Here is a 14,209-nt window from a genome sequence, read left to right as displayed (position 1 = left end):
GTATTATGAAAAGAAATATAATAAAAATAAGTTTTGCAGCCTTAACTGCTTTCGTATCTTTAACATCATGTGATAGAAATTTAGATCAATATTCTTCTATTAATGAGCCTGCGGACCAAGCAATGTCAAGACCAGAATCTTTTAGACAAGCTTTAGACGGAGCTTATACAGCTATGAAAACATCAGGCTATTATACTTCAGATGCAGGAAATCAGATAATAATGGCAGATCTAACCTCAGATAATTTAGTTCGTGGTTCTGCAGGAAGAAATAGTAATTTTGCTGCTTCTAACTTTGAATTTTCATCAGATAATGGTCAGACTACTGGACTGTTTTCTGCTGCATATTTTGTAATAAGTAGAGCTAATTTTGTCTTAAATTATGTAAATAATGGAGTCTTATCCGGTACTCAGAAAGCTAATGCAGAAGCAGAAGCAAGAGCAATTAGAGCAATGGTTCATTTTGATATTGTGAGAGCATACTCTAAAATACCTACTCAATCGGCAGATGCTAACTCTAGTATTGGTATTTATTACTCAGAAAAATTTGATCCTGCTAATACTACTGGGTCTAGAAATTTGACGGTGGCTCAGGTATATGACAAAATTATTGCAGATTTATTGTTTGCTGCTGATAATATTACACAGAATGATGCAGACAAAGGTAGATTTAGTAAAGCTGCTGTTTACGGTTTGTTATCAAGAGTATATTTATACAAGGGAGACTACGCAAAAACGATCCAATATGGTGAACTTTCATTGACTGCATCTCCAAGTATTACTACACGAACAAATTTTAATAGTATTTGGAAATCATCAGGTGTTGATGGAGTTTTATTTCAAATATCAAATTCTGCTACAGAAGCTGTTACAGTTGGAGTTGCATATAATCAATTATTTGGAGCTGGTTATAGATCTGAATTTGTTGTAGATTTTGATTTGTTTAGTGCATACCCTACTACTGATATTAGAAAAACTACTTATTATACTACAGCTGCATATAATGGTAAAACGTATAATCACGTCACAAAATACTCAACTAATGGAGGACCTGCTAATGTAGTGCCTATTAAATATTTAAGATCAGCTGAAGTACTGTTGAATGTAGCTGAAGCGGCTTATAAGTCGGGAGATTTTACTAAAGCATTAACTTTACTTAATTCTTTGAGACAACAGAGATACAGTGGATTTACTCCAGGAATTGAAACTGGGACTGCTCTTTTAAACGCGATCTACAAAGAAAGAAGATTGGAATTAGCTTGTGAGAATGACAGATGGTACACGTTGAAAAGATTAAATCTTCCTGTTCAAAGATCAGGTAAAGGAGATTTATTTGATGGTACAGGAACGGTACCTGGTAAGCAAACACTTGCGGCTGGAGATACAAAATGGCAATGGCCAATTCCTATTACAGCTATTCAGGCCAATCCGAATATTCAACAAAATGCAGATTATTAATCAATAATAATCCATATAATTAAACCCTTGCTTTTTGCAGGGGTTTTTGTTTCCTTTTATTTCTTATTTTTGCTGTACAAAAATGAATATAAAACCTCCAGGTTTCATATCACTTTTGAACAATATAAATAAACGCATGAAGTACATCCTCTTTATCATCCTCTTCTTCGGTTTTGTCTCGAAGGCTCAGGTCGTTAATAAAACAGATATTAAAAATCTACAGAAAGATGAAGATACCCTTGTTATAGACACCGGTAAAAAAGATTCTCTGAAAATTTTTAAACCTACCATTAATGATTATCTATACCAGACCCAGTTTTCTGAAAAGAAGATCTTTGATACCGTGATGACTTTTGATAAGACCAACATCTTTTCACAATACAATAACACAGACAATTTCGGGAGAGCCCAGGTTGCTAATATTGGAGCAGGATTCAATCCATTGGTCTATGAGGTCAATCCGGAACAGAACCTTTCCTTACTGCCTTCCAATAAGTCATACATGATCATTGGTGCTGATGATGTAAAATATTATGACGTCAAAACACCTACGGCTACTTTCATCTATCATACAGCAATGAAGAATGGAGCAGCACTGAAATCTACCTATACACAGAATATCGGCAAGCGGTTCAATTTTGCCCTTGAATATATGGGACTTCGTTCTCAGGGATTTTATAGAAATTCCTTAGCTTCAAATAATAACACTTTATTTTCAGGACATTATGTTTCCAAAAGCGGGAACTACGAATTATTCACCCATTATCTTCATCAGAATGTAAACAACCAGGAAAGTGGAGGAATTACGGACGATGATCTTTTTCAGAGCGGAGATAGCAATTATAAAAACAGACAGAATGCACAGGTTAATCTGGGGTCATCAAGTTCTCAGTATTCTTACAGGAGATATTATCTGACGCATCAGTTTACGCCATTTAATGCAGAAAAATTTCCTTTCAGTATAAGGCATACCTTGTCACATCAGGGTAATAAATATTTTTACAATCAGAGTTCAGTAGAATCTTACTGGTATGATGATGTGTCAGAATTAACGAACGGTTTTCCGCTAACCACAAAAAAATATTCAGATAACTTCAGCAATACCCTTAGCCTTGTTTTTAACAACGAGAAATTTAAGCTGGATGGTGGAGTGCGTTATCAGATGCTGAAATTTGGAGTGAGAGATCTGGCTATCGTTAATGGAACAGCCCTTCCAGGTGAACTTAAAGAAAACAGAATTGGGGCCATTGGAAATCTTCAGGTAAAACTTTGGGATAAGTTCCAGTTGAAATCTTTCCTTGAGTTTTCAAATGGAAGCCAGTTTGGAAGCTATCTTAGAACAGCCAATAATATCAAGTTTGAGCCGGTAAAAGATTATTTTGTGAATGCAAAAGTTAACTTCCAAAGTGCTTATCCTTCATTTAACTACCTTTTAAATACTTCCGTTTACAACAAATACAATTACTACCTTGAAGATGCCAAAAACCAGACGGTAACAGAGATCGGAGGAAGTGTTAATCTGAAATGGTTCAAGACAGAAATTTTCGCCAATTATTTCAGAATAGATAACTACACTTATTTCAATGCAGACGGAGCTCCACAACAGAGCAGCAGCTCGCTGAATATTTCTCAGATCGGAGGTGATGCTACATTCAGCTTCGGAAAATTCCATCTTAATACAAGACTTCATTTCCAGAATGCATTGACGAATAAAGAACTTCTGCCAATGCCAAGTTTCATCGGAAGAGCCAACTTCTTCTTCCAGAGCAAAGCCTTTAAAGATGCCGCCGAGGTTCAAATGGGAGTGAAAGTCTATTATTTCTCAAAATTTGCGTCAAGAGATTATTTCCCGATTCTTAATGAATATATTTTGCCTCGTGCAGATTCATTCTCTATCGGAGGACAGCCTATTGCAGATCTTTATATCAATATGAAGGTTAAAAAAATGTTTTTCTACGTAGAAGGACAGCAGATAGGAACGGTAATTTCCAGTAATAAAGCATATGCATTTGCCCATTATCCGGTTTATGATTTTAGATTAAACATCGGGATTGTGTGGTATTTGTTCAACTAAAAGCCAAACCAAGTTGAAAACAATAAATAAAATAGCATTTAACGATATAGAAAGCATTCCTCAATTGGTAAAAGACTTTCTGAACCAAAAAATTGAGGGCTTTGAAAACAATACCTTTTCTTTAGATCATTTTAAAGATCAGATCCATCTCAAACAAAATTCGTTTACACCAGATCAGAGGCAGATTTTGTCTGATGTCCTGGAACAACAGCTTTCAGCTCTTACGCTTTCCTCAAAGCAGAAAGAGAATCTGGAAAATCTGAAACAACTGAATACATTTACCATTACTACCGGACATCAGCTGAATCTTTTTTCCGGACCTGTTTTCTTTGTCTATAAAATTTTACAGACCATTAAAACCTGTTCTTATATGAAGGAGAATTTTCCGGATTTTAATTTTGTTCCCGTTTACTGGATGGCTTCTGAAGATCATGATTTTGCAGAGATCAATCATTTTAAGACGGAAAACAATTATTATGAGATCAATGAAAAATCTGGCGGTCCTGTAGGTAGAATTGAGATCAGTGATACCTTCTTTATTTCGGAATTTGAAAAAGAATTTAAAGATTCCGTATTTGGGACAGAGCTCATCCTCATGATGAAAGAAGCCTATAAAGTTGGAAATACACTGACGGATGCTATCAAAACTTTGGTGAACCGTCTTTTCTCTGAATTCGGATTATTGATTATAGATGGTGACTCTAAAGAATTTAAAAATCAAATAAAAGACATCTTCAAAGACGAATTATTAAATTTCAGTTTACAGAAGAATGCTCAAGAAAAAGTAGATTTCCTGACAGAGAAATATGGAAAAGTACAGGTAAATCCACGTAACATCAATCTTTTCTATCTTTCTGAAACCAGAGACAGAATAGACTTTGACGGAGAAAAATATACTGTAGTAGATACAGGTAAAAAATTTACCCAGCCAGAAATTCTTCAGGAATTGGAAAACTACCCGGAAAGATTCAGCCCGAATGCATTAATGCGTCCTGTTTATCAGGAAAAAGTACTTCCCAACCTTGCTTACATTGGAGGAAATGCCGAAATTATGTACTGGCTGGAACTAAAAGATTATTTTTCTGCGGTCCAGATTCCTTTTCCCGTTTTGATCCCCAGGAATTCCATGCTTTTCATTAAAGAAAAAACGGTTGGAAAAATTGAAAAACTTGATCTGAATATAGAAGACTTCTTTGGAAGCTTTACAGCCATTACCAATCAGAAAATTTTAAAAGACAGTAATGTATTATCGCTACTTGAAGAAAAAGAAATACTTTTGGAGAAAAGCTTCTCTGAATTGAAAGCTATAGCAGAGACTACAGAGCGTTCTTTCGGGAATATGGTAAAGGCAGAAGAAGTAAGACAGCTGAAGTCATTCAAGAGAATGAAAAAACGTTTGCTTCACGCCGAAAAAGTAAAACAGAGCGAGCTGCTCGAAAGGCTGGAGAATCTGTTTTTAGATGTTCATCCTGCAAAAACATGGCAAGAACGGGTGTACAATTTCAGTGTGTTCTTTTCAGACTATGGCTATTCATGGCTTGAAAATTGTTGGGAAGAAATGGTGGTTCAAGAATCCAAATTAATAATTGTTGCCATTTAATTTTAAAGAAGTATTTTTGTAAATTATAATTATCGAGTATGATAAAGAGGTTTTTTATTTTGTCCAGTTTATGTATGGTTTTGGGAGTATCTGCTCAAAACTCACACACCGTTGTAAAAGGAGATAATCCTTACAATATTGCAAAAAAATACGGGATAACTGTAGATGAATTGTTAAAGCTGAATCCAAAATTCAAAGACGGTAAGCTGGCAATAGGAGATGTGGTAACGGTGAAAGCTGAGAAACATACCACTGTGGTGTCCAAACCTGCAGTCGCTGAGAAAGCAAAATCAAATGCGCAGGTTGGAAAAATCATTCTTCAGCCTAAACAGACCGTTTACGGAATTACAAAACAATACCGGATTTCTGAGACAGATCTCAGAAAATTGAATCCTGAGCTTGATTCTCATATGAAAATAGGGGACGAGATCACTTTGCCACTTGACAGTATTAAGAAATATGGCGGAGACCAACAGGTTGCGCCGCTTACTGTAGATCCAAGACCTGCGGAACCTCATAGCGGGATCAATGCAGCGTCATCTGTGGACGCAGCAATGTATGTTATTCAGGCAAAAGATAATTATTACAGAATTACAAAACAGTTTGGAATCAGCCAGCAAGAGCTTTATGCTTTAAATCCTGGATTGGAAGAAAAAGGATTAAAGCCGGGTGAAACCATCAAAGTAAAAAAAATAAAAACGGATACCGCTTCAGTTGCTGAACCGGCCAATCCAAAAACCAAAATAGATTCAGGAAACGAAAGATCTACGGTAACTGCAACTACAGCAACCGCTGATGAATACGTAACCTATACCGTTCAGCAAGGAGACACCGTGTTCTCTATTGTTAATAAATTCGGAGTCTCGATTGATGAATTAATCGCTCTTAACCCGGATCTTTCAAACGGACTGAAAACAGGAATGGTCTTAAAGATCAAAAAGCAGGATCCGGCTTATGTAAAGAAGAATGGTGATGCGTTGAGCGTTGTATTGATGCTTCCTTTCGGATACAGTACCAACGAAACCCAGTACAGAGGAATGGCATTAGATTTCCTTACAGGAGCTAAGCTTGCTATCGAAAGAAATGCGAGAGGCGGACAAAAGCTTGATATCAAAATCGTAGATTCAGGTAACGAAGCCTCATTTAAAAATTCAATGGCCCAGATTAATCCGGATAATACAGATTTGATTATCGGCCCATTCTTTAAATCGAACGTTATTGATGTTCTTGATTTTACCAAAAACCAAAAAATACCGGTTGTTGCACCATTTGCCAACTCTCCGGAACTTTACAATTACAGCAATCTGATCATTGTTGAAACCAATGACCAGACCTATGCAGATAAAATCGTAGAAGAAGTAAGAGCTGTTTATTCAGATCAGAAAATATATGTAGTCGCAGACAGCAAAAAAGAGATTGCCAACTATATTAAAGGAGGTCTTGAAAAAGCCGTTAAAAATCCAAATATAATGATAGTCAATTCTCCTGCTGAAATTCAGCTGGACCAGAACATGATGACAGGGCAATCTGCTCCCGTTATTGCCATCCTGGCCAGTGATAATGATGCCGCCGGAGAAGCATTTGCTAATAAAATTATTGCTTTGTCTAAAGAAGTACAGGGGGTAAAAGGTTTCAGTATGTACTATTCTCCTGTTTTTGAGAAAAAAGTAGATGATCTGAGCCAGGCCAGCTTTGTCTACCTTATGGACAGAAAGATCAATGCAGACGGAAATTTTGAAAAAGAGATTCTGGCAGCTTATAAAAACAAATACTGTAAGACCCCTCCAAAATATGCCATCGTTGGTTTTGATGTGGTGAATGATATGCTGACAAGAGAAAATAAAAAAGGAGAAATCTTTAAACAAATGAATAAAGTTCAGACTCAGCTTGCGACCAAGTTTGAATTTGTAAAATCTAAGGCCAACGGAGCGTATGTAAATACCGGCTATCGCGTGATTAGATTAGTTCCTTAAACGATTTATGCTTTTTTAAAGGAATGTTTTTAACATTATCTTTATATTTGCATAATATTTAATTCATTACATGAAAGCACTTGTATTTCCTGGGCAGGGTTCTCAGTTCGTAGGAATGGGAAAAGAATTGTACGATTCTAGAAAAGACATTAAGGACTTGATGGAATCTGCCAATGAAATTTTAGGTTTTGATATCCTCACGTTGATGTTCAACGGGACGGATGCAGATCTTAAGAAAACAGAGGTTACCCAGCCTTCAATATTTATACATTCAGTAGCCGCTTTAAAAGCAGTGAACGGTCTTGGAGCCGAAATGGTTGCAGGACATTCTTTAGGCGAATTTTCAGCTTTAGTTGCCAATGGAGTTTTGTCTTTTGACGACGGTTTAAAATTAGTATTCGAAAGAGCAAAAGCAATGCAGGCTGCCTGTGATGCCAATCCAAGCTCTATGGCTGCTATTTTAGGCCTTGAAGATGCTAAAGTTGAAGAAATTTGTGCACAGATCAGGGGTATTGTAGTACCGGCTAACTATAACTGTCCTGGCCAATTGGTTATTTCAGGAGAAACTTCAGCAGTTGAAGAAGCTTGTGCAAAACTTAAAGAATCGGGTGCAAAAAGAGCAGTGATGCTTCCGGTAAACGGAGCGTTCCATTCGCCATTGATGCAGCCGGCGCAAGAAAGACTGGCAGCAGCCATTGAAAAAACGAAATTCAGAAAAGCAACAATTCCGGTATACCAGAATATTACGACTACAGCAGTGACCAATCCTGAGGAGATCAAACAAAATCTGATCGCTCAGCTTACAGGTCCTGTAAAGTGGACGCAGTCTGTTCAGAATATGATCAAAGACGGAGCCTCTAACTTTGTAGAAGTAGGTCCTGGAAAAACACTTCAAGGTCTGATCAAGAAAATTGACAGTTCTGTAGATGTTGCTTCAGCAATCTAATTAAAATACTATGAGCGGAATATTTTCACCGGGAAAGCTTATGCTTACTTCAGAATATTTTGCAATAGACGGAGCTCTTGTCCTGGCGGTACCTACCAAGCTTGGACAAGAGTTTTTTTTTGAAGAAAAAGATGATAAAAAATCCCTGATCTTTTGGGAAGCTTATCATCAGAACAAATTGTGGCTCAAAACTGTCATCGATTATAAAAACTGGCAGATCCTGGAGACCAATCTTCCTTCGGCCGCTGAATTTATTCTCAAAACATTAAAAAATGTTCAGCAGCTTTCTCTGATTAAATTCAAAGATAACCTTACCTACCATTTAAAGACCAACCTTCAGTTTCCTTCCAATTACGGACTCGGAAGCAGTTCTACTTTAATGAATAACCTTGCACAATGGTCTGATATCAATCCCTTTCAGCTTAACAGTATCAGTTTGGGAGGAAGCGGCTACGATATTGCTGTTGCCAAAGAAAAATCTGCGATCCTTTTCAGAAGCCAACCAGAGATCACCTATGAAAAGACAGATTTCAGTCCTTCGTTTAAAAATGAGCTGATATTTATTCATTTAAATCAGAAGCAGGACAGCAGGGAAGGAATCCATTTTTACAAGTCAAAACCCAAGTCTCAAATACTCGTGGATGAATTTTCGGATATCACAAAAAAAGTTTTATTATGCAGCGAATTGGAAAATTTTTCTGAACTGATGATGATTCATGAGCATAAAATTTCAGATTTCCTTGAAATTCCCACAGTTAAGCAGACATTTTTCACAGATTGTCCTGTTTTTGTCAAAAGTTTGGGAGCCTGGGGTGGAGATTTTGTGATGAGTGCTAAATTTGACGGCTATGAGGACTATTTTTGGGGAAAAGGTTTTAATACCGTTTTTCAATGGTCTGGTATAATTGATTTATAATCAATAATTTACAATCCTTTTTTTTTATTTGTCATTCTGACTTATATCATTATATTTAAACCACCTTTAACAAATAATTAATATTAATTTTGTTGAACCCAATAAAGAAATAGAAAATATAAGTAAAATGAAACACGCTAAAATCATCCAGGATTTAGAAAAATTAGGGATTAAAGGAAATTACGAATTAGTCTATAACCCATCTTACGAAGAGTTATATCAGGCTGAAGTGTCTCCTGAAAATCAAGGCTTTGAGGAAGCTGAACTTACAGAATCTGGTGCAGTATCAGTAAAAACTGGAATTTTCACAGGTCGTTCACCTAAAGACAGATATATAGTTCAGGATGATGTTACAAGAAACACAATTTTCTGGGATGGAAAAGTAAACCTTCCTACCACTTCAGAAACTTTTGATGCTTGTAAAGGATTAGTGCTGAACCAGCTTTCGGAAGCTAAGAAAATTTATGTAGTGGATGCTTTTTGTGGTACCAATACAGATACAAGGCTAAAAGTAAGGTTCATCGTTGAAGTAGCGTGGCAGGCGCATTTCGTTACTAATATGTTTATTCGTCCGTCTCACTACGAGCTGGAAAACTTCGGAGAGCCGGATTTCACAGTAATCAATGGTTCTAAAACCACCAACCCGAACTGGGAAGCTCAGGAATTGAATTCTGAAAACTTCATTATGTTCAATCTTACCCAAAAAATACAGATCATCGGAGGTACCTGGTACGGCGGTGAAATGAAAAAAGGGATGTTTGCGATGATGAACTACTATCTTCCACTGAAAGGAATGGCTTCTATGCACTGTTCTGCAAACGTAGGTGAAGATGGAGATGTAGCTCTTTTCTTCGGTCTTTCAGGAACAGGAAAAACAACATTGTCTGCAGATCCGAAAAGATTCCTGATCGGTGACGATGAGCACGGTTGGGATAACAATGGAGTATTCAATTATGAAGGTGGATGTTATGCTAAAGTGATCGATCTTTCTGAAGAAAAAGAACCGGATATTTTCAGAGCAATCAAAAGAGATGCGCTTCTTGAAAATGTAGTAGTGAACAATGGTATCGCTGACTATACTGACGGATCTATCACTGAAAATACAAGAGTATCTTACCCAATTTACCATATCAATAAAATTGTTCTTCCTTCCAAGGCAGGACATGCTAAAAAGATTGTTTACCTTTCTGCTGATGCATTTGGAGTATTACCTCCGGTTTCTATTTTAGATGAAAACCAGGCACAATACCACTTCCTTTGTGGATATACTTCTAAATTAGCAGGTACAGAAAGAGGAATCACTGAACCGGAACCTTCTTTTTCTCCGGCATTTGGTGAAGCTTTCCTTACTCTTCATCCTACCATGTATTCTAAAACATTGATCGGGAAGATGAAAGAACACGGAGCTAAAGCTTATTTGGTCAATACAGGATGGAACGGTACAGGAAAGAGAATTTCTCTGAAAGATACAAGAGCTATTATTGATTCCATCATCGATGGCTCTATTGAAAACGCTCCTAAAGCGCATGTTCCAATCATGAACCTTGAAATCCCTACACAGCTTCCAAATGTTTCTGAAGGAATCTTAGATCCTAGAGAAACGTATAATAGCGCTACGGAATGGGAAGAAAAAGCAAAAGATCTTGCGGCAAGATATATCAAAAACTTTGAACAGTATTGCGATACTGAAGAAGGGAAGAAATTAATTTCTTCAGGACCTCAGCTTCAGCAACAAACGATCTAATATAATAAAAGCCTCATCAACGATGAGGCTTTTTTAATGTCTTTATTTCTTACCGGATAAAAAATCTGATCTGTGTCAATTTTGATCTGATTGGGAAATGAAATTAAGCTTTTAAGCTTAATAAAGCCAGTCTGTATCCATTCATTCCAAACCCTGATAATACTGCATCTGTACTGGCTGCCGTTACTGATTTCTGTCGAAACTCCTCCCTTTTATAAATGTTACTGATGTGAACTTCAACCTTCGGTTTGCGAATGTTTTTTAAACAGTCCGAAATAGCATAAGAATAATGGGTATATGCTCCGGGATTAATGATCAAAGCATCAAAATTATCTTCTTGAAGTCTGTTGATGATTTCTCCTTCAATGTTGGACTGATAATAGCTGATCGCATCATGTGAAAACTCAGCTTCCAGTTTTTCCAGATAATCAGCCATCGAAACAGTACCGTACACTTCCGGTTCTCTTGTCCCCAGTAAATTAAGATTCGGACCGTTAATGATAAGTACTTTCATATGAAAAATTTATCCAAAGATAAATAATTTCTATACATCTCCATTATGATTCACTTGGAGATATGGCCACAATCTTTTCTAAAATAATTATTTCCTGATCTTCCTGAGGTATTGAACTATTTTGATCATCATTCAATGGATGATGTTCTGTTAGAATCTAGAATATTAATAAGTTTATCATCTGATGAGAAGGGTAAACAGAAACTTCAGTCATATCTATCTTATTGTATGTATGATCATAATTAAAATTTTAATTCTATGTTAAAAGTAGAGTTATTTTTTTGATTCATAAAAAATGACTGCCTTAATCATTTGATTATTAATGTTTAATAGACTTTAAGTTATTTTTCAAATTTTGATTTGAAGTATTGTTTTTTGACTTAACTTTATGTATAGTTTTGCAAAATGTTTGTTCCGGAATTAAAATATACACAAGTGATTTTGCTGTCCCTGGTAAAAAGGTTTTTTTGGGGGACAACGATTATCTTGTTTTCTTTTATACAGGCTGGAAATAAAAAAGACTCGGTTGACAGCAAAAATAACGAACATCCAATTAAAATATACATTCTTGAAGGGACTATTATTTCTGGAGCTGACAAGCTTTCCAATGCAGAAATAAAAACCATAAAAAAAAATACTATAGTTTGCAAAACTCTAGTAAAGTCCTCTTCACGAAAACCCGATACAGCAGAAAAAGAGAAAAAAGTAAAGGATAAGAAAATTCATCAAGAGCCTTCGATACAGAAGGTCGAAATATCAAGTATCGATGAAGGGAGAGCATACAGATCTTTGCTCTTTATTGAGCTTCAGGCTACAAAAATAAGTGATCAGCCTGCCTATGATTTTTCTCCTTTTTGCCTGCCTTTATTACTGATGGTTCCTTCTGAAAAGACAATTACTATTTTTTTCAAAAACTCCGGAAAAACATTTTCACCAGATCGGTATAGTCCAATCAGGCCTCCTCCTGTAATTTCTGCCTAAAATAAGACAAAACATAAATGCTTCTATAAAAACAAATGATGATACTTTGGTAAAAGTATTCCCAAAATCGCTTTTACCATTTTTTCTTAAAAAACAATTGAAACAAATGAAAAACACAATATTATTTCTTGCTATGATTGCTTCCGGGTTTATATATTCCCAGGTAGGAATCAACACTACAAATCCTCGTGGTATTTTCCATGTGGATGGTTCGAAAGATAATCCTACAACCGGAGCTCCGTCTGCAGTACAAGGATCTAATGATTTTACAGTAATTTCCGATGGAAGTGTTGGTATTGGTACTAGTACTCCTGCTGCATCTGCTATTCTGGATATCAATGTAGACGGTTTGGCAGTTGGCAGTAAAAAGGGAATGCTGGGCCCGAAAGCAGCATTAACATCGTATGTTGATCAGGCTACAATACCTTCACCGGCAGCTGGATTGCTTGTATACAACCTGGGAACTGGTGGACTTGTTTATGTAGGTTATGTATTCTGGAACGGAACAGAATGGAGAACTTTTGATAATAAATCTCTGGCTCCAGGAACGCTTTCTTCTCTGGATTGCGCGAATGCGACTTTTTCACCAAGTACATATACTGCCGGAAGTCCTTATTCCGGTACTTTGACTGTTCCTTATACTGGAGGAAATGGAGGGGTGTATTCTGCACAGACCATCACTGTGAACGGACTTACAGCAACCGTTACATCTGGAAATTTTGCTGTTGGTTCAGGAACGCTTATTTATTCTGTAAGTGGTACTCCAACTGTAAGTAGTCCAACAACGACAACTTTTCCAATAAATGTGGGTGGGCAAACTTGTAGTGCAGTAGTGGGCGCGGGTTCAACAATTGCACAAGGAGAATTAACCTACTATCATAAAAGCATTCCACGTAAGACAGCATCATTTCTATTAAGTCAGTTTCTTACAGATCTTCCTGTCATCGATGGGACCTTCAGAATTGATGCTTTTGTCACTGCTCCAAATGCATTTGATAGTGGCAGTACAGGATCTACTAATTTTGATCCGCGTCTCTACAATATATCTTCTTCAGCTGCAAAACTTTGGGTTTCTGAAGTTTCTACCTATACGGGAGACCATGCTGCCAACAGATTGCTGGGCCCTGGAAATTATGCCCAGTTTGACGATGGTGTATTTCTTTCTCAAGGATCTAATGAAACTGTAACAGTAGATATTACAACCACAGATAATAAGTGGTACAGAGTATATTATATTTTACGTATAGACAACAAATCTATGACAGGAACACCGGTAAATGGCAGAGACCGGACTCCTACTACGGATTCAAATACTTTAGATAATACATTGGAGGTTTATATTTCCATCCAGAGATTATATTAAATAGATGATCGGGAAAGAAGAGCTGCAATATGTTCTTCTTTCCTGTTTTAAAACGGTTAAAATTAAAGACGAGGTAGAGTACAATATGGTAAGAAAAATCTGATGAAATTTAATTTTAAAGAGATTTGTATAGGAGAATGTATAAGAAAAAGAGTGGAAGAGACTGGCGTTTCAATGGTCCGGATCTGCAATTTTCATCAAACCACAGAGGAGGAAATAAATACAATGTATGACCAGAAAAGTATGGATACAGAAGTTCTTCTTCGATGGTGCAAACTCCTAGAGTATGATTTTTTCAGGATTTATTGTCAGCATCTTATTTTATTTGCGCCTGAAAAGAAGTCAGGTGTTACAGTATCAAGCCAAGAGGGTTCTGTACCGGCGTTCAGGAAAAATGTATATACCAGGCAAGTGATAGACTTTATTTTGGAATTGCTAAATACAGGTCAGAAAACCAAACTTCAAATTATAGAAGAATATGGAATTCCAAAAACAACACTTTACAAGTGGATAAGTAAGTATAATAAGATGAAGTGAAAATGAAACACAAATATGATTATTTATTAAATCAAGGTAAAGCGCAGGTTTTAAAATTAATGGGGCACGAGTTTAATTTCTACCCATCAGATAAGTGGACTTAT

11 protein-coding genes are annotated in these 14,209 nt (G+C 36.5%); 10 read left to right on the top strand and 1 reads right to left on the bottom strand.

From position 1 onward, the window contains the following. The first annotated feature begins 5 nt into the window (after positions 1 to 5). The 7 genes from BW964_RS10995 (at position 6) to pckA (ending at position 10,710) form a co-directional block, all read left to right on the top strand. The gene (locus BW964_RS10995) at positions 6 to 1,457 is read left to right on the top strand and encodes a RagB/SusD family nutrient uptake outer membrane protein (protein WP_076507146.1); all 1,452 of its coding nucleotides are present in this window, start codon (positions 6 to 8) and stop codon (positions 1,455 to 1,457) included. Between the two features lie 136 nt (positions 1,458 to 1,593). Further along, a complete protein-coding gene (locus tag BW964_RS10990) occupies positions 1,594 to 3,531 on the top strand; it encodes a putative porin (protein WP_076507144.1) in 1,938 nt (645 codons plus the stop codon). A gap of 13 nt (positions 3,532 to 3,544) precedes the next feature. Beyond that, on the top strand, positions 3,545 to 5,131 hold the full coding sequence (gene bshC / locus BW964_RS10985) for a bacillithiol biosynthesis cysteine-adding enzyme BshC (protein ID WP_076507142.1): 1,587 nt from the start codon (positions 3,545 to 3,547) through the stop codon (positions 5,129 to 5,131). 38 nt (positions 5,132 to 5,169) lie between these two features. Further along, positions 5,170 to 7,104, top strand: coding sequence for a LysM peptidoglycan-binding domain-containing protein (locus BW964_RS10980; RefSeq protein WP_076507140.1), 1,935 nt, complete (start codon positions 5,170 to 5,172; stop codon positions 7,102 to 7,104). 70 nt (positions 7,105 to 7,174) lie between these two features. Further along, positions 7,175 to 8,050 (top strand): ACP S-malonyltransferase, encoded by an 876-nt coding sequence (fabD, locus tag BW964_RS10975; protein ID WP_076507138.1) that lies wholly within the window; start codon positions 7,175 to 7,177, stop codon positions 8,048 to 8,050. Positions 8,051 to 8,060: 10 nt separating this feature from the next. Beyond that, a complete protein-coding gene (locus tag BW964_RS10970) occupies positions 8,061 to 8,966 on the top strand; it encodes a GYDIA family GHMP kinase (protein WP_076507137.1) in 906 nt (301 codons plus the stop codon). 127 nt (positions 8,967 to 9,093) lie between these two features. Then, entirely contained in the window at positions 9,094 to 10,710 is a 1,617-nt protein-coding gene (gene pckA, locus BW964_RS10965; RefSeq protein ID WP_076507135.1) for a phosphoenolpyruvate carboxykinase (ATP), read from the top strand. 103 nt (positions 10,711 to 10,813) lie between these two features. On the opposite strand, the gene BW964_RS10960 is transcribed toward pckA, so the two are convergent. Further along, positions 10,814 to 11,224 carry a type II 3-dehydroquinate dehydratase gene (locus BW964_RS10960; RefSeq protein ID WP_076507134.1) on the bottom strand — a complete coding sequence of 137 codons (411 nt, stop codon included), beginning with the start codon at positions 11,222 to 11,224 and terminating at the stop codon, positions 10,814 to 10,816. Positions 11,225 to 11,710: 486 nt separating this feature from the next. On the opposite strand from BW964_RS10960, the gene BW964_RS10955 reads away from it, so the two are divergent. The 3 genes from BW964_RS10955 to BW964_RS10945 all read left to right on the top strand — a co-directional run bounded on the left by BW964_RS10955 (position 11,711) and on the right by BW964_RS10945 (position 14,105). Continuing rightward, positions 11,711 to 12,205 carry a hypothetical protein gene (locus BW964_RS10955; protein ID WP_167369806.1) on the top strand — a complete coding sequence of 165 codons (495 nt, stop codon included), beginning with the start codon at positions 11,711 to 11,713 and terminating at the stop codon, positions 12,203 to 12,205. Positions 12,206 to 12,311: 106 nt separating this feature from the next. Beyond that, entirely contained in the window at positions 12,312 to 13,568 is a 1,257-nt protein-coding gene (locus tag BW964_RS10950) for a hypothetical protein (protein ID WP_076507130.1), read from the top strand. 102 nt (positions 13,569 to 13,670) lie between these two features. Further along, positions 13,671 to 14,105, top strand: coding sequence for a transposase (locus tag BW964_RS10945; protein ID WP_076507129.1), 435 nt, complete (start codon positions 13,671 to 13,673; stop codon positions 14,103 to 14,105). Positions 14,106 to 14,209: the final 104 nt, after the last annotated feature.

The organism is Chryseobacterium shigense (genome assembly GCF_900156575.1).
Taxonomy (GTDB): domain Bacteria; phylum Bacteroidota; class Bacteroidia; order Flavobacteriales; family Weeksellaceae; genus Chryseobacterium; species Chryseobacterium shigense.
The sequence above is the reverse complement of the archived record's forward strand: the minus strand, read 5'-3'. Positions and strand labels throughout refer to the sequence as shown.

Coding starts and splice junctions, on each gene's coding strand:
- BW964_RS10995 (WP_076507146.1), top strand. CDS start 6: ATGAAAAGAAATATAATAAAAATAAGTTTTGCAGCCTTAACTGCTTTC.
- BW964_RS10990 (WP_076507144.1), top strand. CDS start 1,594: ATGAAGTACATCCTCTTTATCATCCTCTTCTTCGGTTTTGTCTCGAAG.
- BW964_RS10980 (WP_076507140.1), top strand. CDS start 5,170: ATGATAAAGAGGTTTTTTATTTTGTCCAGTTTATGTATGGTTTTGGGA.
- fabD (WP_076507138.1), top strand. CDS start 7,175: ATGAAAGCACTTGTATTTCCTGGGCAGGGTTCTCAGTTCGTAGGAATG.
- BW964_RS10970 (WP_076507137.1), top strand. CDS start 8,061: ATGAGCGGAATATTTTCACCGGGAAAGCTTATGCTTACTTCAGAATAT.
- pckA (WP_076507135.1), top strand. CDS start 9,094: ATGAAACACGCTAAAATCATCCAGGATTTAGAAAAATTAGGGATTAAA.
- BW964_RS10960 (WP_076507134.1), bottom strand. CDS start 11,224: ATGAAAGTACTTATCATTAACGGTCCGAATCTTAATTTACTGGGGACA.
- BW964_RS10950 (WP_076507130.1), top strand. CDS start 12,312: ATGAAAAACACAATATTATTTCTTGCTATGATTGCTTCCGGGTTTATA.
- BW964_RS10945 (WP_076507129.1), top strand. CDS start 13,671: ATGAAATTTAATTTTAAAGAGATTTGTATAGGAGAATGTATAAGAAAA.